Source organism: Microcella sp. (assembly GCF_025808395.1).
In the GTDB taxonomy this organism is placed as follows: Bacteria; Actinomycetota; Actinomycetes; order Actinomycetales; family Microbacteriaceae; genus Microcella.
The window spans coordinates 1,932,474-1,950,887 of the sequence record NZ_CP075524.1; the positions used below are offsets into that span (position 1 = coordinate 1,932,474).

Here is an 18,414-nt window from a genome sequence, read left to right on the forward strand (position 1 = left end):
ACGATCAAATAATTCGGTAGTGTTGCCCACATCAGACACCGGTGTCAACCCCTCCGGCGTCGAAACCCTCGACCAGGCCGGGAGGCTGACCGACGTGACCGCATCGCTGCAACCCCTGCTCAACGACGAACTCGTCGTATTGCGGGCGCCCACGCAAGCCTGGTCATCGTCGACGGGCGCGATGGGTTCGGCGAGAATCCACGGCGTCTACGTGAGCGATGTGCGCGTGATTCGAGCGTTGCGCATTCGCATCGGCGATCAGGATGCTGAACACCTGTCAACCGGAATCCGCAGCGCTGACACGGTGAGCGTCGAGTCGCTCTTGCGCCACCTTGACGACCGCACGCCCGACCCCGAAGTGCGGTTGACCCTCGACCGCGTCGTCGACGCCCGCGGGCTGCGCGACACCCTCACCGTGCGCAACCGCCACGAGTTCGCACTCTCGGCACCGATCGTCATCGAGCTCGATCTCGACGCCACGAGCATGGAATCGGTGAAGCTCGGGCACGAACCCGAAGACGCGCCGACGGTGAGCCTCGACGGCGAGACCGCGCGGTGGACGGGCCACAGCGTGTCGGCGAGCGTCACTTCGGCAGAGTTGCGCGTCGAGAGCACCCCCACCGGAATCAGGCTCGTCGGCGAACTGTCGATCGCCGCGGCCAGCTCGATCAGCGTCTCGTGGCGACTCGAGGCTGACGACGCGATCGGCGCAGTACGCGGCGACGAGCGGCCCGCGCCGTGGAGCCGACCCGAGGTGCTCGCCGGCGACCAGCGGCTGAGTCGGTGGGTCGACCGAGCGCTCGACGACCTTGACGCGTTGCGCATGACGACGGCGCAGCATCCCGATCAGACGTTCCTCGCCGCTGGTGCACCGTGGTTCTTCACGCTGTTCGGGCGCGACTCGATCTGGGCCGCGCGCATGATGCTGCCGCTCGGCACCGGGCTCGCGGGCAGCACATTGCGCGTGCTCGCGGGGTTGCAGGGCACACAGCAGCAGCCCGCCTCGGCCGAAGAGCCCGGCAAGATCATGCACGAGCTGCGGCGCGAGGCGCTCGTGATCGACGACGACATCACGCTGCCTCCGCTCTACTACGGCACGGTCGACGCGACTCCGTTGTTTGTGTGCCTGCTGCACGATGCCTGGAAGTGGGGGCTGCCCGACGACGAGGTGCGCGCTCTGCTGCCGAGCCTCGAAGCGGCGCTGGGCTGGATGCGCGACGACGGCGACGCCGACGGCGACGGCCTGCTCGAATACATCGACCGCAGTGGGCACGGCCTCGCGAACCAGGGTTGGAAAGACTCGGGCGACAGTGTGCAGTGGCGCGACGGCTCGCTCGCCGAAGGCCCGATCGCGCTGTGCGAAGTGCAGGCCTATGCCTACGAGGCGGCCATGGGGGGCGCCGCGCTGCTCGAGGCCTTCGGCCGCCCCGGCGCCGAGGAGTGGCGCGCGTGGGCGGCACGGCTGCGCGCGTCATTCCACCAGAAGTTCTGGATCACCGACGCCGAACGCTGCGGAGAACTCGGCCCCTACCCCGCGATCGCGCTCGACGCGCACAAGCGCCCCGTCGACACCGTCACGAGCAACCTCGGGCACTTGCTGGGCACCGGCCTGCTCGACGCCGAGCAGGCGGCTCTCATGGCCGCCCGCCTGGGCTCACCCGAACTCGACTCGGGCTACGGCCTGCGCACCATGTCGACCGACTCGGCCGGCTACTGGCCGCTCAGCTACCACGGCGGCTCGGTCTGGACCCACGACACCGCGATCGCCGTGCTCGGCCTCGCACGTGAAGGCCACGGCGAGGTCGCGTCGTCACTCGCGCGCGGTCTGCTGCGCGCCGCCGAAGGCTTCGACTACCGCATGCCCGAACTGCACTCGGGCGACCCGGTCGACGAGGTCGCGCGCCCGGTGCCGTATCCGGCCGCGTGTCGACCCCAGGCATGGTCAGCGGCCTCGTCGGTCGCCGTGCTCACTGCTGCCCTTGGGCTGACACCGGATGCCGCAGCGGGCACCGTGCACTCGTCACCGCTCGCCGGGCTCGGCTCTGTCGCCGTGCGCGGCCTGCGGCTCGGAAGCCGCACGATCGACATCGGCGTCTAGTCGCGCCGAGCGCTCGGCCATGGCTCGCCGAACCGGCGGCAGCAGCACGACCACGGCGATGACGGCGAGCACGACGAGCAGCACGGCGAGCACGGCACCGGTGATCGCCACGATCATGAAGGCGTCCACGCTCAGCGCCCCATCTTGCTGAGGGTGGCGACGACCTGGCGTGCAATGTTGCGCCCTGCGCGGTTGGCGCCGATCGTCGACGCGGCAGGGCCGTAGCCGGCGAAGAAGACGCGGGGGTCGCGCTCAGAGTGGTGGCTCGCCACCGAGACTCCGCCCTCTTTCTCGCGCAACTTGAGGGGGGCGAGATGGCGCAGCTCGGGGCGAAAGCCGGTGGCCCAGATGATCGCGTCGGCGTGCTGACGGGTGCCGTCCGCCCAGACCACCGCGTCGGTCTCGACGCGATCGAACATCGGCCGGTAGTCGAGCACGCCGCGGTCGATCGCGGCCTGAATGCGACGCGTGCGCGGCACCCCCGTGCCTGAGACGATGCTCGGCAGCGCTCGGCCAGCTCGTGCCGCGTCGTCTTGCGCAGCCACTGCCTTCTCGGCGGCCTCGAGGTTGAGCTCGACCTCATCGAGAAACTCGGGCGGGCGACGCGTCGCCCACGTGATGCTGGCCGCGTGCGGCTCGAGCTCGAGAATGAATCCGATGGCACTCGTGCCCGCACCGACGACGACGACGTCTTTGTCGGCGAACGACTCGGCCGACTCGTAATCGCTCGTGTGCACGTGCTGGCCGGTGAACTCGCGCACTCCCGGGTAGTAGGGAATGAACGGCGAGCCCCACGTGCCCGTCGCGTTGACGATCGTCGAGGCCCCCAGCTCGAGCGGGCCGTTCTCGGTGGTGAAGCGCACGAGCAGGTCGCGCCCGAGATCGCTGATGTGCGTGACGTTCGCCGGCCGCACCACCTGCAGGCCGAAGTGCTCTTCGTAGCGTCGGTAGTAGTCGGCCACGATGTCGCGGGCGGGCGCGTGCTGGTCGGCGGTGGCGAAGCTCACGCCGAGCTCGTCCATGCCAGGCAGGTCGTTGACGCGGTGCGCCGAACCCAGCCGCAGCGCCTCCCAGCGAAACTGCCAGGCGCCGCCCGTACTGGGCCCGCGATCGAGCAGCACGAACTCTTGACCGGCTTCGAGGCCGAGTCGTCGAAGGTAGTACGCCACCGAGAGGCCAGCCTGGCCCGCACCGATGACCACGCACGAGGTGGTCAGGTCGGGGTCAGTCACCCGGCCAAGGCTACCCGTTTCGCACCGAGCGTCGAAGGCCCCGCGTTCGCGGGGGCAGGGGGGCGTGCGTGCTAAACTTCGGCACAGTTTTTCAACCGTTCTGACTCGGCTTTCTGGGTGTCTCCCAGACTCACCCGTCGACACACTGTGAGGGGGTCACGCATGGGGCGCGGCCGACAAAAAGCAAAGCACACCAAGGTGGCTCGGGAACTCAAGTACTACACCCCCGACACCAACCTGACCGCGCTCGAGCGAGAGCTCGCCGCGGCATCGCACGAGAACGAGTACGTCGACAAGTGGGCTGACCTGGTCGACGACGACGAGCTCGACGAAGACGACGACAGCGAGAGCCCGGCGGCGCAGACCGCCTGATCGCTCCCGCCCGATCGCTTCCACGCCTGCACCGAGCTCGTTCGCGGCGTTCGACGCGCTACGGCTATCCGGCGTATGACCCCACGAGCTTCACGGCCCCGCCGTCGACGCCCTTCGCGCCCTGCTCGAACTCGGCCACGTCGTGCGCACTCGTCGACACGCGGCCGGCGACCCATGAGCGAACACCGCGACTCTCGAGCGAGCGGATGATCGAACTCGCGCTGTCGTGGGCAACCACCGCGAGCATCCCGATACCCAGATTCCAGGTTCCCTCGGTCGATTCGAGGGTGTCGCCGGCGAGGTCGGCGAGCACGCGGAAGACGGTCGGCGGGCTCCACGAGCCGCGGTCGAGCTCGACCCAGCTGCCGACGGGCAGCACGCGCGCGAGATTCGCGGCGATGCCGCCTCCCGTCACGTGACTCAGGGCGTGCACGGCACCCGGCAGCTCGGCGAGCACCTCGAGCAGCGGAGCGGTGTAGAGCGCGGTCGGCTCGAGCAGCGTCGTGCCGACGACTCCGCCGAACTCGGCCAGCTCGTCGTGGTACCCGATCGAGCGGGAGGCGAGGATGTGCCGCACGAGCGAGAATCCGTTGCTGTGCAGGCCGCTCGACGCCATCGCCACGACGACATCGCCGTGCTGCACGCGCTCGGGGCCCAGCAGCTCGTCAGCCTCGACCACGCCCACAGCGGCACCCGCGACGTCGTAGTCGTCGGGGCCGAGCAGGCCGGGGTGCTCGGCCGTCTCACCGCCGACGAGCGCCGTGCCCGTGGCGGCGCATGCCTCGGCGATGCCGCGCACGATATCGGCGATGCGCTCGGGGTGCACCTTGCCGCACGCGATGTAATCGGTCATGACGAGCGGCTTCGCCCCGACCACCACGATGTCGTCGACGACCATCGCCACGAGGTCTTGACCGATCGTGTCGTGAATGTCGAGCGCTTGCGCGATCGCCACCTTGGTGCCGACACCGTCGGTGCTTGTCGCGAGCAGCGGGCGGCGGTAGTCGCGCAGAGCGCTCACGTCGAACAGCCCCGCGAAGCCACCGACACCACCGATGACCTCGGGGCCGTGGGTCGCCGCGACCGAGGCCTTCATGAGTTCGACCGCCCGGTCGCCCGCCGCAGTGTCGACCCCGGCAGCGGCATAGGAGTTCGTCATTCGTTCATCCGTTCCGCGGTCTGACAGACTGGCCTGCGTCACCCTCAACCTTACGGTCTGGAGCCACTGGCGAATGTGCGGCATCGTCGGCCTCGTCTCGTCGAGTCCCGTCAACCAGCAGGTCTACGACGCGCTGGCCCTTCTGCAGCACCGCGGTCAAGACTCGACCGGTATTGCCACCGCCGAGGGCCGAGTGCTGCACATGGCGAAGGCCAAAGGCCAGGTGCGCGAGGCGTATCGCACGCGCGACATGCGGGCCCTGCTGGGCACCATGGGTCTGGGGCACGTTCGGTACGCCACGCGGGGGTCGGCATCCAGTGAAGAAGAGGCGCAGCCGTTCTACGTGAACGCGCCATACGGCATCATCCTCGTGCACAACGGCAACCTCACGAACACGCGCGAGCTCACGCGCGAGCTGTTCGACGTCGACCGCCGTCACCTCAACACCAACAGCGACACCGAGTTGCTCGTCAACGTGCTCGCTCACGAACTGCAGGCACAGGTCTCGGGCGACGACCTCGACCCCGATCAAGTGTTTGCGGCGATCACTCGTGTGCACGAGCGCGTCGAAGGCTCATACGCGGCGATCGCGCTCATCGCCGGGCACGGCCTGCTGGCGTTTCGCGACCCCTTCGGCATTCGCCCGCTCGTGCTCGGCCGCCGCACCACCGGGCTCACGGGCGACGAGTGGGTGGTCGCGAGCGAGTCGCTCGTGCTCGAGGCCGGCGGATACGAGATCGTGCGCGACCTCGCCCCCGGTGAGGCTGTGTTCATCACGAGCGCGGGCGAGATGGTGTCGCGGCAGTGCGCCGCGAACCCCCGTCTGATTCCGTGCTCGTTCGAATACGTCTACCTCGCCCGGCCCGACTCGATCATGAACGGCATCTCGGTCTATGAGGCGCGGCTGCGGCTCGGCGACCGCCTCGCCGACACGATCGCGCGCTACACGCCGAAGGGCGACATCGACGTGGTCATGCCGATTCCCGACTCATCTCGGCCGGCCGCCATGCAGGTGGCGCAGAAGCTCGGCATCGAATACCGCGAAGGCTTCTACAAGAACCGCTATGTGGGCCGCACCTTCATCATGCCGGGCCAGGCCGAGCGCAAGAAGAGCGTCAAGCAGAAGCTCAACGCGATGTCGAGCGAGTTCGCCGGCAAGAGCATCCTCATCGTCGACGATTCGATCGTGCGCGGCACGACCTCGAAAGAGATCGTCGAGATGGCACGTGCCGCGGGTGCCGCGAAGGTCACCTTCACCTCAGCCGCGCCGCCCGTGCGCTACCCGCACGTCTACGGCATCAACATGCCGACGCGCAGCGAGCTCGTGGCGCACGGCCGCAAGATTCCTGAGATCAACACCGAACTGGGAAGCGACTACCTCATCTATCAAGAGGTCGCCGACATGCAAGCGGCCATCATCGAGGGCAGCGACATCACCGAGCTCGAGATGAGCTGCTTCACGGGCGACTACGTCACCGGCACGGTCAGCCCCGAATACCTGCAGTGGGTCGAGCACAACCAGCTCAGCTGAGCCGGCAAGCCGTCACTGCACGAGCACGATCGTGATGCTCGACGAGTTCGAGCCGAGCACGATGGGCTTGATGAGGGCGTTGATGAGGGCATCCACCGTTCCCGTCAGCCCGCCCAGCAGCCCGCCCGTGCCCGGCAGCAGCGTTTCGAGGTAGCCCCTGTCGACCGTCTGCACGAGCGCGAGCGACGACACCCCGCCCGGAACCCCCGTCGCCGCGATCGTGAAGGTGCCGTTCGAGTTCACAGTGGTGGTCGCATAGACCTGCCCGGCGGCCTGCAGCGACAAGTGTGCGCCCGGCGTCGCGGTGCCCGTGAGGGTGAGCGAGATGTCGGCGCCGACGATGCCGCCCGGGGCAGTGTGACCCGCGGGTGCGTCCCCTCCGGTGATCGTGTCGGTGAGGCCGCCGACGAGGTCGCCGACGAGTCCCGTCGCATCGCTCGCGACCGAGGCTGCGTCATCGATCGGCGACGGGATGCTCACCAGGTCATCAGCAGACCCCTCAGCGTCGCGGTCTGGCGCCTCGAGCGCTGACGCTCCAGCGCCTCCGTCGTCTGCGGGCTGCTCGCTCACCGTCGACTGGTGCATCGTGTCGACGGTCGACTGGGTGGCCGCGATGCTGCCGGCGACTCCGACGATCGCGATGACCGTGCCGGCGGCCACCTTCGTCACGAGGGCGGCGGTGGTGGCGCTCATCGCGCCGAACACGGCCACGACCGACTCGGGCAGGGCGGCGTCGCTCAGCACCCCGTGCGCGGCGTCGGCCGGCGGTATCGCCTCAGCGGCGAACGCGGCGCCGCCGCCCTGCTCGGTCAGTGCGAGTGCCCCACCAGCGCCGACCACGAGCGGCAGCAGAATCGTGTGCAGGCGCGCCCCGACATCGTGCACCTCTTCTGAGACGATCGCGCAGTGGGCGCAGTGGGCGAGGTGGAAGGCGAGCCGTTCGGCGTCGCGCGGCCGCAGCCTGTCGCGTTCGTGCTCGCCCAGGTGCTCGGCGGCCCAGCGGCACTCGCCCTCGACCTGAGCGGCGTCGACGTGCGCCTGCAACCAGGCGATACGCAGCCCTTCTCGGGCGCGAAACGACAGTGCTGCCGTCGCGTTGGCCGAGAGGCCCAACAGCGGAGCCGCCTCGTGCGGGTCGAGGCCCTCGACCTCGGTGTACCAGAGCACGGTCTGCCACCGCTCGGGCAGTGAACGAAAGGCCTGGGCGGTGAGCGAGCGGTCGAGCGCGCCGATCGCGACATCGTCTTCGGCCTCACCCGGGTCGAGCAGCACCTCGAGGTCGTCGACCGCGAACTCTTTCGTCGCCCGCCCCTGCGAGGCGGCGACGTTCTTGATCGTCGTGTAGAGATAGGGGCGAAACGCACCCTCGGGGCCCCCGCCGGCGAGCACGATGCGCAGGATGCGCGCAAAGGCCTCGGCCACGATGTCGTCGGCATCGAGGCGAGTCACCGCTCGCGCCACTCGAAGCCCCGCCTGATGGTGCCTTCGCCAGAGCTCGGCATACGCCGCACGGTCGCCTCGACGAGCGCGGCGCACCAGTTCGTGATCCGCGGGGCCTTCCGCCCCGCGCACGCGTTCGAGGAACCTCATTGACTCCCCCATATCTCTTGGCTACTCCTGCACCCGAGAATGTGCAACCCCCGGGGTGTATCCCGTGCCGCGATCGTTATCGCGACGAGGGGGTGGCCAGAGAGTCTTCACCCTCTCTGGCCACCCGGCGACGCGCCTACCCGATCAGCACGTCCCGGCTCAGCGCGAACCCCCCGCGCCGAGCCTTCAGCAGGGCCACGCCGGCAGCGATGAGCACCATGATGAGGGCGATCAGCGCGCCGATGTTCGCACCGGTGAAGGCCAGGGGGCCTCCGCCGTCGGTGAAGCTGGGCGGCGGGGCGGCCACGCAGTCGTCACCTGTGCATCCCGGCCCTCCCGGCCCCCCCGGGCCGTCGGGGTCTTCTCCATCGTCAGTCGGCAGCACACCGGGGCCGACAGTCGCCGTCGCGAGGTTGAGGGTCACGAGCGAGCCCTGCAGCGCAGCGACCCGAACCGCGGTCTGAGTGAAGTAGGTTCCGTCAGCGGCCGAGATCGACCCGGTGCTCTTCACGTTGACCTTCACCGACAGCACGTCAGACAGCGCGGTTCCGAGCCCGGCACCCCCGAGCAGGCCGCTCGTCGCGGGGTCGACGAGCGTGGCCTGCAGCGCCGAGCGCACCGCCGCGATCGTCGAATCACCGTTGCCGATGGTGCTGACAATAGGCACCGACAGCCCCTTGAGAACCGCGGAGATGTCGAGCGCGACCGGAACCCCGAGAACGGTGAGCGTCGCGGTGGCGACGTCGGCGTCGGCCTTGCCGAGCATCGAGAGGTCGCCGGCGATGCGCAGGTCGAGCGCGGTGCGCAGGTCAGGCAGCACCTTCGTCGTCACGGTGCAGACGAGTTCGGTCAGGGGGCCGGTGAGGCCTCCCGTCAGTCCGCCGACCAGCCCCCCGACGATCGGCAGATCACTCACGATCGGCACTTCGACGCAGGTCTCGACCGTCTCTGCCTGCTGCGGCGTGAGCACGTTCACCGACGCGCGAATGTCGACTCGCACGTTCTTCAGGGTCGCGCGCACGACGTCGACCACATCATCGGCGATGTCGGCCACCGACCCCGTGATCGAGTTGAGCACGGGCACCAGAATCGCCTCGCTGAGCAGTTCGGTCGAGGGCGGCAGGCTGTTGAGGTTGCGCCCCAGGAGCGTCTGCAGGTCGATCACGATGGCGCCCTGCTCGAGGTCGACCGAGGCTCCCCTCGTATCGAGCCGCGCCGTCAGCAGCGGCTCGACGGCCCCGCGCAGGTTCGAGTCGATCGACACGTCGACGTTGACGAGACTCGCGTTGCTGCCGAGCACGCCCCCCAGTGACGAACGCAGTGCCGAGGCGAGCGGGCCGGAGCTGCCGCCGAGTGAGGCGATGCGCGCTTCAGCCGGTTCGATCGCCGCGAGCACCTTCGAGGTGAGGTTCGAGATGGCGGGCGTGCGCACGAGCAACTGCGCCCCCGCCAGCGTGTAGTCGCCCGACGCCACCTCGCCGTGACCTTCGGCGCTCGCACCGACGGCACCCAGCCGCAGGTCGAGCGAGGTGATGGTCGAGGTGAATCGCGAGCCCAAGAGCGCGGTGAGGTCGATGACCATGGCGCCCGAAGCATTGGCGTCGCTCGGGTGCACATCAGCAGCGCCGCCGTTGCCCACCGTCTTCACGTGCGCCTCAGCCGAGCCGTCGCTCCACGCGCCTGCCCACTGCATGGCGGCACCAGCGTCGACGCCGCTCCCGAGATCGAGCGCCACCCCGTTCGGCAGCGCAACATTGACCGAGCGCAGCACCTCGACGGCGAGCGGGTTGGCCGAGATGACCTCGCGCTTGCTGCCGTTGTTGAGAGCCGCCGCTGCCTGCACCGCGACGAGTGTTCGCAGGTCTGCGCCGCCGATCGTGCCCCCGACCAGTTCAGCGCGAGCGTAGGCGACCGGTGTCTCTGCGGCGTGCGCCGCTGATGCCCCCAGCAGCACGGGGCCTGCGGCGAGCGCCGCCGCGAGCACGATCGCGCTCGTGCGACGCCCCCGCGCCCCCGCGCGAGGGCCGTGGAAATCTGTCGATATCACTGTTCTGTCCCTTCCCCTGAGAGACCGAGGCGAGAGCCTCTGTCATTGGGAGGGACAGTAGAACGGTCGGTCTCTTACGCGGATGAGCAGAAAAAGTTCAGAAATCGACCAAACCGTTCGACCGAGCGCTCCGAAGCGCCCGACCGGCGAGGGCCTCGAGACCTGAGAGTGGGCGGGCGCTAGCGGGTGGTGCTGCCGGGCGCGGGGTCGAGGTCGTCGTCGATCACGCCATCGATCGGCAGAGCATCCACCGCCTCATGCTCGGCCTCGACGAGCCGCGCCCGCTTCTGCGAACGGCGATCGAGCGCAATGCCGACGAGTGCGCCCAGCACGACCCCCGCCGTGATGCCGTAGAGCGAGAAATAGCCGACGAGCGCCGGCAGGCCCACTTGGGGATCGGCCGGAAAGAGCGGAGTGATCACGAGCGTCACCAGCAGGCCGATGAGACCCCCGACGACCATGAATGCCGGAATCTTGGGGGCGCGACGCACCCGCACCTCGGTGCGGGCCGATGTCGAATCAGGTGCCGAATCAGGGGCTGCAGCAGATGGCGAACTCACGCGCCCATTCTGGCGCACCCCGCTGTGAGCGCCCGTCAGTAGTCGAGGGGCATGAGGGCAGAGAGATCAGAACGGGCTCCGGATGCGTGCACCCGGCCCGCCGACGCCGCCTCACCCCAGGTGGTGCCTCCCGTCGCCAGCGCGACAAAGGTCTCGGCGTCGATCTCGACCACGTTCGGCGGGGTTCCGCGCGTATGCCGAGGGCCCTCGACGGCCTGCACTGCCCCGAACGGCGGAACCCGCACTTCGACACTGCGACCCGGGCTCGCCTCGGCGAGCACTTGCAGCAGGTAGCGCACCGCCGTCGCGAGGTCGTCGCGTTGCGCGCCGCCGTCGACCACCGCGCGCACCGCCACCCGCCCGGTCGCCTCGTCGATGCGCGCGCGTGCCATGCGCCAAGACTACGACTGCACGCCACACCCCCCCGAGTGGTCAGTTGTCGCCGCAACCGTGCAGGGTAGCGACGACAACTGGCAACTCACGGCTGCGGGAGGGCGGGATGCGCGCTCTCGGTAGGCTGACCGGGTGAGAATTCTCGTCCTCGGTTCGGGTGCCCGCGAGCACGCCATCATCACGTCGCTGCTGAGCGAAGACGTCGCCCACGAGATCACGGCGGCTCCCGGCAACGCCGGCATCGCCGAGGTCGTCGAGACGGTGGCGCTCGATGCCACTCGCGGCGACGTCGTCGCCGACTACGCCGTCGACAACGACATCGAGCTCGTCGTCATCGGCCCCGAGGCCCCCCTCGTCGCGGGAGTCGCCGACGCAGTGCGCCGCCGCGGCATCGCCGTGTTCGGCCCCGGGGCCGCCGCAGCGCAGCTCGAGGGCTCGAAGACCTTCGCGAAGCGCGTCATGGACGACGCTGGCGTTCCGACCGGCCGCGCGATTCGCGCCGGCACCTATGACGAGGTGGTCGCGGCGATCGACGAGCTCGGGGCGCCCTACGTCGTGAAGGCAGACGGACTCGCCGCCGGCAAGGGCGTCATCGTCACCGACGACCGCACCGCGGCGCTCTCGCACGCCGAGCACTACCTGCAGCAGGGCGGCGTGCTCGTCGAAGAGCATTTGAGCGGCCAAGAAGTCAGCCTGTTTCTGCTGAGCGACGGCCACACGGTGGTGCCGCTGAGCCCCGCGCAAGACTACAAGCGCATCGGCGACGGCGACGAGGGCCCCAACACGGGCGGCATGGGAGCCTACTCGCCGCTGCCGTGGGCGCCCGAGGGTTTCGTCGACGAGGTGATCCGCACGGTCGCCGAGCCGACGGTGCGCCAGCTCGAGCGCGAATCGACCCCGTTCATCGGGCTGCTCTACTGCGGTCTGATCGTCACCAAGCAGGGCATCCGGGTCATCGAATTCAACGCCCGCTTCGGCGACCCCGAGACGCAAGTGGTGCTGCCGCGCCTCATCACGCCGCTGAGCGAGCTGCTGTTCGCGGCGAGCACAGGCCAGCTCTCGGGCCGCCCGCACCCCGAGTTCTCGAACGACGTGTGCGTCACGGTCGTGCTCGCGAGCGAGGGCTACCCGGTGTCGTCGGCCCCCAATCGCCCGATCACGGGGCTCGACGAAGCAGCCACCGTCGAGGGAGTGCACGTGTGCCACGCCGCGACCGCGCGCACCGACACCGGCTTCGTCGCCACCGGCGGGCGCGTGCTGAGCGTCGTCGCGACCGGCAGCGACTTCGCCCACGCCCGCGACCGCGCCTACGAGGCCATCGGCCGCATCGGCCTCGAGGGCGGGCAGTACCGCACCGACATCGCGGCGCGCGTGCTCTGATGACCTCGGTGGATGCTCTCGCCGCGCTCGGCTGGCACCACGTCTATTCGGGCAAAGTGCGCGATCTCTTCGAGCACGCCGACCACCCGACGCTCATGCTCGTCGTCGCGAGTGATCGGGTGAGTGCGTTCGACCATGTGCTCGAGCCGGGCATCCCGAGCAAGGGGGCGTTGCTGACGCAGTTGAGCCGGTGGTGGTTCTCGCGCTTGGCGGTGCCGAACCACCTCGCCGACGGGCCGGCAGTGCCGGCCGAGGTCGCCGAGCGCGCCATGCTCGTGAAGCGACTCGACATGCACCCCATCGAGTGCGTCGTGCGCGGGTATCTCACGGGTTCGGGGTGGCTCGAGTACCAGGCGTCGGGCACGGTGTGCGGCATCGCCTTACCTGAGGGCCTCAACGACGGAGACCGTCTGCCCGAGCCGCTCTACACTCCCGCGTTCAAGGCCGAGCTCGGCGAGCACGACGAGAACATCACGTTCGAGCGGTCGGTCGAGCTCGTGGGGCTCGAGGTGGCGACGGCGCTGCGCGACACCTCGCTCGCGATCTTCACCACCGCGTCGCAGATCGCGCTCGAGCGCGGAGTGATTCTCGCCGACACCAAGTTCGAGTTCGGCACCGACCCGGCGACGGGCGAGCTGACCCTCGCCGACGAGGTGCTTACGAGCGACAGCTCTCGCTACTGGGATGCCACGCTGTATGCCGCTGGCGGCCCTTCGCGCCTCGACAGCTTCGACAAGCAGATCGTGCGCGACTGGCTCGCCGGCCACTGGGATCGCACGGGCACCCCGCCCGCGCTGCCCCCCGAGATCGTCGAGCGCACCGCTGCCCGCTACCGCGAGCTCATCCACCGCCTGACCGCCTAGCGTCACGCCCGGGCGGCCTCTCGCGGCGTCCTCGCGCACCAGCGCAGTGGAGCGTCACCCGCCGAGTTGCCAGTTGTTGCCGCAACCCCAGCGCGTTGCGACAACAAGTGGCAAGTCGGGGCATGGGCGCGCACCGAGGGCTCGCGCTGCGCCGCGGAATGACGCGGGATGCTCGCGCGTTGACCCTCGCATGAGCAACCAGTCGCGGCTCGCCGCCGACACCTCGATGGGCCCGGTGACCCTCGATGTCGCCGACCTCGACTCGATGACGGCGTACTACCGCGACGCCGTCGGCTTGACCGTGCTCGACGCGACGGGCCCGGTCGTGACGCTGGGTCGCGCGGGCGACACGGCATCAGCATCCGTGCCCCTGGTGATTCTGCGCCACAGCCCCGCCCTCACCCACGCCGGCCCGCGCGAGGCGGGCCTCTTCCACACCGCGATCCTGTTCGAGACGCAATCGGCCCTCGCCGCGGCGGTCTACACCGTCGCCACGACGCACCCGAACCGGTTCACGGGCTCGAGCGACCACCTCGTGAGCCAGGCCTTCTACTTCGACGACCCCGAGGGCAACGGGGTCGAGCTCTACTGGGATCGCGACCGCAGCGAATGGTCGTGGGTGCACGGCACGATCGAGATGGGCACGATCTTTCTCGACCCGAACACGTTCTTGCGCGAGCACCTCACCGACGACGCACTCGCGGCGCACGGCTCAGCCCCGGCCGTCGTCGGGCACGTGCACCTCAGCGTCGGCGACACGGCGACCGCGCGGCACTTCTACGTCGACCAGCTCGGCTTCGACCTGACGACGACCTACGGCGATCAGGCGATCTTCGTGAGCGCGGGCGGCTACCACCACCACATGGCGATGAACACGTGGCGCAGCGGTGGCGCCGGCCGACGGATGCCCGCTCTGGGTCTCGGCCAGGTCGACATCGTGCTGCCGGGAGCCGACGAGCTCGGCGCCACCGCCGAGCGACTGCGCCACTTCGACCTCGCAGTGCGCGACGACGGGCGCACGCTCGAGGTCGACGACCCGTGGGGCACCCAGATTCGCCTGACGGCAGCCACCTAGACTCGCGCTCATGAGCGATGTTCGGCCCCCGCGGAGCCTGCGGCTCAGTCGCGCGATCGCGGCGGCGCAGGCTCCCGTGCTGCTCGCTCAGGGGCGCCAATTGCGGCGTGACACTCCGCGACTTCCGGATGCTCCGCTGCCGTGGAGCGGCACCGTCGAGCCGAGCGTGCCCGACGTCGAGGGCCGGGCATCGCGCCCGCTGCACCTGCTCGTGATCGGAGACTCGACGGCCGCGGGTGTCGGCGTCGACCACGCCGACCTCGGCCTGGGCGGGCGACTCGCCGAGGCCCTCGCCCGCCGCACCGCGCGCCCCGTGCACTGGCGCGCGGCGGGCCGCAATGGCGCCACCGCTGGCGACCTCGTGAAACACTTCGCGGCGCCCGCGCTCGACGAACCCACCGACCTGGTATTTCTCACCGTCGGTGCCAACGACGCTCTCGCCTTGCGGTCGACTCGCGCGTTTCGCCGCGATGTTCGTCGCCTCATCGAGCTGACTTTCAGCGAGCATCCGCAGGCCGCTCTGCTTATGTCGTCGCTGCCCGCATTTTTTCGTTTCACGCTGTTGCCCGACCCGCTCAAGCGCAGCCTCTATCGTCACTCGCAAGCCCTCGAGAGCGAAGCGCGCACGCTCGTCGACGCGCACCCGCGAGCCCACATGTCGCCGCCTCCACCGCCGTACACCGACGGTTTCTTCGCGAGCGACGACTTTCACCCGAGCGCGCTGGGCTATCAAGACTGGGCCGAGTTCGCTGTCGATGACGCGTTCAGTGTCGGCTTCGACCGGCTGCTGGGCGACGCGTGAGCGCGGGCACCCCGCCTAGACTCGCGGCTGTGACCTCAGCCCCCCGACCGTTGCGCGGCCGAGCACTGAGTCGAGCCGTCGCGGTGGCGCTCGCGCCCGTGCTGGTGCCTCAGACGGTGAAGCTGAGGCGCACCGTGCCGAAGCTGCCCGAGGCGGCCCTGCCGTGGGAGGGCGGCGGCGGCACCGACCCGATTCGCCTGCTCGTGCTCGGCGACTCGATGGCGGTGGGCGTCGGCGTCGACGACGCGGCCGACGGCCTCGCCGGGCACCTCGCCCAGCAGCTCACCGAGCGCACTGGCCGCCCCGTGCGGTGGCGGGCGCGCGGTCGCAACGGAGCCACCGCCCGCGACGTGATTCGCGATCATCTGGCGGATGCCCTGCTCGAGCCCGCCGACCTCGTGTTTCTCAGCATCGGTGCGAACGATGCCATGCAGGTGCGGTCGCACCGGGCGTTCCGTCGCGATGTGCGGCACATTCTGCACGATGTCTTCGCGGCGCACCCCGACGCGATCGTGCTCATCAGCGCCCTGCCCGCCTTCCACCGGTTCGGGCTGCTGCCCGAACCGCTGCGCAGCACGCTCTACCTGCACACCGAGGCTCTCGAGGTGGCGGCGCGTCGGGCGCTCGAACGCTTTCCCCGCGCGCACATGACCCCGCCGCTGCCCCCCTATGCCGAGGGTTTCTTCGCGAGCGACGACTTTCACCCGAGCGCTCAGGGCTACCGTGACTGGGCCGCATTCGTCGTCGAGGATGCTTTTCAGCACGGCATCGGCGCGGCGCTCGAACGATGAGCGGCCTGCACGTCGACGTCGCCGGGCCCGACGACGGCGAGAGCGTTCTGCTGCTGCACGGCGGCAACGTCGGCGGCTGGATGTGGGCGCCGGTGCGCGGCCAGCTCGACTCGCTGCACACGCTCGTGCCCGACCTGCCCGGCTTCGGGCAGTCGCTCGACCTCGGCTGGAACGGCATCGACGATGCCGCCGACCACCTCGCTAGCACCATTCGCGAGCACGCGCACGGCGGTCGCGCCCACGTCGTCGGCATCTCGCTCGGCGCAGCCGTCGCCCTCGCCCTCGTGATGCGCCACCCAGATCTCGTGCGCAGCGCCATCGTGTCTGGCACACCCATTCGCGGGCTCGGCCCCGTCATGCGCGTGCTCACGCGAGTGCAACTGCGCTTGTGGAAGTCGGTGGTCTACTGGTCGACGCTCGGCCGGTGGTACCACCTGCCACCGGCGGTGCTCGAGACCTTCATCGAGAAGGGCATCGGCCTCGACCCCGACGCGGCGCCCGAAGTGGTGCGGCAGGTGAACGCCGGAATACGCGACCTCGTCGCGCAGCTCGGCGGCTGCGCCGTGCCGATGCTCGGGCTCGCGGGCAGTCGCGAATCAACTGTCGTCACGCACGCTCTCGCCGATCTCGCACGCGCCGAGCACGTCGTGCTGCGGCTGGCGCCCGGCAAGCACCACGTCTGGAACCTGCAGGCGCCCACCCTTTTCGCCGACGCAGTGCGTGACTGGGTCGAGCACGGGCGGCCCCACCTCGACCTCGCACCCGTGCCCCGCAGCGTCGCCCGCCACGCGCGCCGCATCGCGCGTCGCGCTCGTGCGGCGTCGGGCCAGGCCACCCGATGACTCCGCGCGCGCTGAGCGAGCTCGCCGACCTCGTGCTCGTCGTCGAGGGGATGCGCGCGGCCCGGCCCCGAGCATCCGGTCGCCTCATCGTCGGTCTCGTCGGTGCTCCCGGCGCGGGCAAGTCGACGATCGCCGCCGCGCTGTCGGCCGAGCTGCCCGACTCGGTGGTGCTGCCGATGGACGGCTTTCACCTGCCGCAGGCCGAGCTCGTGCGACTGGGGCGCCGCGATCGCATGGGCGCCCCCGACACCTTCGACGTCGATGCGTTCGTCGCCCTGCTCACCGACCTGCGCTCGGGTGCCGGTTCAGGAAGACGGATGCTCGCCCCGGGCTTCGACCGGCGGGTCGAAGAGCCCGTGCCGGGCGCGATCGAGTTGCTTCCTGAACGAGCAACGGTGGTCGTCGAGGGCAACTACCTGCTGCTGCCGCGCGACGGCTGGCAGCGCGTCTCACCCTTGCTCGATCTGAGCGTCGGCATCGTGCTCGACGACGACACGAGGCACGAGCGGCTGATCGCGCGCCATATCGCCTTCGGCAAGGCACCGGATGCTGCGCGCGCCTGGGCACTCGGCCCCGACGAGCGCAACGCGGCCGCCATCGCGGCGACGCTCGATCGCGCCGACTACCTGCTCGAGGGCTGACGCGAGGGGCCTCTGACCCGTCGATAGACTGGGCGCATCCACCCGCCGACTCATCCGCAGGGAGCCCATCGTGCCCACCATCGTCGTCGAGGTCATGCCCAAGGCCGAACTGCTCGACCCGGCCGGCAAGGCCGTCGCGGGGGCACTGCACCGCCTCGGCCACGAGGCGATCAGCGATGTGCGCATCGGCAAGCGCTTCGAGCTGCACATCGACGGCGAGGTCGACGCCGAGCTGATGGCCACGGTCGAGCAGCTCGCGGCCGACATGCTGAGCAACGGCGTCATCGAAGACGTCATCAGCGTGCACGTCGACGGTGCGGGCGTGGCCGGAGAGACCCGCTAGTGCGCGTCGGCGTCGTCACCTTTCCCGGTTCGCTCGACGATCGCGACGCGCAGCGCGCCGTGCGTCTCGCGGGCGCCGAGCCCGTCGAGCTCTGGCATGGCACGCACGACCTCATGGGCGTCGACGCGATCGTGCTGCCTGGCGGGTTCAGCTATGGCGACTATCTGCGCGCCGGCGCGATCGCCGCACGCTCACCGATCATGGCCGAAGTCATCGACGCTGCGAACAATGGCATGCCCGTGCTGGGCATCTGCAACGGCTTTCAGATACTCGTCGAGGCGCACTTGCTGCCGGGCGGGCTCATCCGCAACGACCACGGCGACTTCATCCGCCGTGACCAGCGGCTGCGCGTCGAGAGCACCGATTCGGCGTGGACGAACGGCTTCGAGCTCGGCCAAGAGATCACCATTCCGCTCAAGAACGGCGAGGGCGGCTTCATCGCCGACGAGTCGACGCTCGACCGGCTCGAAGGCGAGGGTCTCGTGGCGTTCCGCTACCTCGACGTGAACCCGAACGGCTCGTTGCGCGACATCGCGGGACTACGCAACGAGCGCGGCAACGTCGTCGGCCTCATGCCGCACCCCGAGCACGCCGTCGAGCCGGGCTTCGGCCCCGACACCCCCGCCGCCATGCGCTCGGGCGTCGACGGCCTCACCTTCTTCACGAGCGTGCTGACTGCATCGGTGCTGCGCTAG

The 18,414-nt window shown here is 69.8% G+C and carries 19 protein-coding genes; 12 read left to right on the forward strand and 7 right to left on the reverse strand.

Annotated elements, in window-relative coordinates:
* Positions 1-19: 19 nt before the first annotated feature.
* Entirely contained in the window at positions 20-2,098 is a 2,079-nt protein-coding gene (locus KIT89_RS09400) for a glycogen debranching N-terminal domain-containing protein (RefSeq protein WP_297600718.1), read from the forward strand.
* Here the strand turns inward: KIT89_RS09400 and KIT89_RS09405 are convergent.
* Together KIT89_RS09405 and KIT89_RS09410 are read right to left on the reverse strand one after the other, a co-directional pair.
* Positions 2,021-2,227: a hypothetical protein gene (locus tag KIT89_RS09405; protein ID WP_297600721.1), complete on the reverse strand. Its 207-nt coding sequence runs from the start codon at positions 2,225-2,227 to the stop codon at positions 2,021-2,023. The two genes, KIT89_RS09400 and KIT89_RS09405, sit on opposite strands and share 78 nt — an antisense overlap.
* Positions 2,228-2,229: 2 nt before the next feature.
* On the reverse strand, positions 2,230-3,330 hold the full coding sequence (locus KIT89_RS09410; protein ID WP_297600724.1) for an NAD(P)-binding domain-containing protein: 1,101 nt from the start codon (positions 3,328-3,330) through the stop codon (positions 2,230-2,232).
* A 162-nt stretch (positions 3,331-3,492) separates the two neighbouring features.
* Between KIT89_RS09410 and KIT89_RS09415 the strand changes: the two genes are divergently transcribed.
* A complete protein-coding gene (locus KIT89_RS09415; RefSeq protein ID WP_297600727.1) occupies positions 3,493-3,702 on the forward strand; it encodes a DUF3073 domain-containing protein in 210 nt (69 codons plus the stop codon).
* A 64-nt stretch (positions 3,703-3,766) separates the two neighbouring features.
* Here the strand turns inward: KIT89_RS09415 and purM are convergent, their stop codons facing one another.
* Positions 3,767-4,861: a phosphoribosylformylglycinamidine cyclo-ligase gene (purM, locus tag KIT89_RS09420; protein WP_297600730.1), complete on the reverse strand. Its 1,095-nt coding sequence runs from the start codon at positions 4,859-4,861 to the stop codon at positions 3,767-3,769.
* 73 nt (positions 4,862-4,934) lie between these two features.
* Here purM and purF point away from each other — a divergent pair, with 73 nt between their 5' ends.
* A complete protein-coding gene (gene purF, locus KIT89_RS09425; RefSeq protein ID WP_297600733.1) occupies positions 4,935-6,392 on the forward strand; it encodes an amidophosphoribosyltransferase in 1,458 nt (485 codons plus the stop codon).
* A 12-nt stretch (positions 6,393-6,404) separates the two neighbouring features.
* Here the strand turns inward: purF and KIT89_RS09430 are convergent, their stop codons facing one another.
* From KIT89_RS09430 to KIT89_RS09445, 4 genes are all read right to left on the reverse strand, one after another.
* Positions 6,405-7,841: a sigma-70 family RNA polymerase sigma factor gene (locus KIT89_RS09430; protein ID WP_297600735.1), complete on the reverse strand. Its 1,437-nt coding sequence runs from the start codon at positions 7,839-7,841 to the stop codon at positions 6,405-6,407.
* A gap of 277 nt (positions 7,842-8,118) precedes the next feature.
* Positions 8,119-10,029, reverse strand: coding sequence for a choice-of-anchor G family protein (locus KIT89_RS09435; RefSeq protein WP_297600738.1), 1,911 nt, complete (start codon positions 10,027-10,029; stop codon positions 8,119-8,121).
* Between the two features lie 179 nt (positions 10,030-10,208).
* Positions 10,209-10,589, reverse strand: a complete 381-nt coding sequence (locus tag KIT89_RS09440; RefSeq protein ID WP_297600741.1) for a hypothetical protein — start codon at positions 10,587-10,589, stop codon at positions 10,209-10,211.
* Between the two features lie 35 nt (positions 10,590-10,624).
* Positions 10,625-10,981, reverse strand: coding sequence for a sterol carrier family protein (locus KIT89_RS09445; protein WP_297600744.1), 357 nt, complete (start codon positions 10,979-10,981; stop codon positions 10,625-10,627).
* Between the two features lie 133 nt (positions 10,982-11,114).
* Between KIT89_RS09445 and purD the strand changes: the two genes are divergently transcribed.
* From purD to purQ, 9 genes are all read left to right on the forward strand, one after another.
* Complete coding sequence (gene purD / locus KIT89_RS09450; RefSeq protein WP_297600747.1) at positions 11,115-12,362, forward strand: phosphoribosylamine--glycine ligase; 1,248 nt, start codon at positions 11,115-11,117, stop codon at positions 12,360-12,362.
* The gene (locus KIT89_RS09455) at positions 12,362-13,225 is read left to right on the forward strand and encodes a phosphoribosylaminoimidazolesuccinocarboxamide synthase (RefSeq protein ID WP_297600750.1); all 864 of its coding nucleotides are present in this window, start codon (positions 12,362-12,364) and stop codon (positions 13,223-13,225) included. Before purD ends, KIT89_RS09455 begins: the two co-directional genes overlap by 1 nt.
* A 190-nt stretch (positions 13,226-13,415) precedes the next feature.
* Positions 13,416-14,300, forward strand: a complete 885-nt coding sequence (locus KIT89_RS09460) for a VOC family protein (RefSeq protein ID WP_297600752.1) — start codon at positions 13,416-13,418, stop codon at positions 14,298-14,300.
* 10 nt (positions 14,301-14,310) lie between these two features.
* On the forward strand, positions 14,311-15,102 hold the full coding sequence (locus tag KIT89_RS09465; protein ID WP_297600755.1) for an SGNH/GDSL hydrolase family protein: 792 nt from the start codon (positions 14,311-14,313) through the stop codon (positions 15,100-15,102).
* Positions 15,103-15,131: 29 nt separating this feature from the next.
* The gene (locus KIT89_RS09470; RefSeq protein ID WP_297600758.1) at positions 15,132-15,893 is read left to right on the forward strand and encodes an SGNH/GDSL hydrolase family protein; all 762 of its coding nucleotides are present in this window, start codon (positions 15,132-15,134) and stop codon (positions 15,891-15,893) included.
* The gene (locus KIT89_RS09475; RefSeq protein WP_297600761.1) at positions 15,890-16,735 is read left to right on the forward strand and encodes an alpha/beta hydrolase; all 846 of its coding nucleotides are present in this window, start codon (positions 15,890-15,892) and stop codon (positions 16,733-16,735) included. The genes KIT89_RS09470 and KIT89_RS09475 overlap by 4 nt, the downstream gene beginning before the upstream one ends.
* On the forward strand, positions 16,732-17,376 hold the full coding sequence (locus KIT89_RS09480) for a nucleoside/nucleotide kinase family protein (protein ID WP_297600764.1): 645 nt from the start codon (positions 16,732-16,734) through the stop codon (positions 17,374-17,376). Before KIT89_RS09475 ends, KIT89_RS09480 begins: the two co-directional genes overlap by 4 nt.
* A gap of 70 nt (positions 17,377-17,446) precedes the next feature.
* A complete protein-coding gene (gene purS, locus KIT89_RS09485; protein ID WP_297600766.1) occupies positions 17,447-17,719 on the forward strand; it encodes a phosphoribosylformylglycinamidine synthase subunit PurS in 273 nt (90 codons plus the stop codon).
* Positions 17,719-18,414, forward strand: coding sequence for a phosphoribosylformylglycinamidine synthase subunit PurQ (purQ, locus tag KIT89_RS09490; protein ID WP_297600769.1), 696 nt, complete (start codon positions 17,719-17,721; stop codon positions 18,412-18,414). The genes purS and purQ overlap by 1 nt, the downstream gene beginning before the upstream one ends.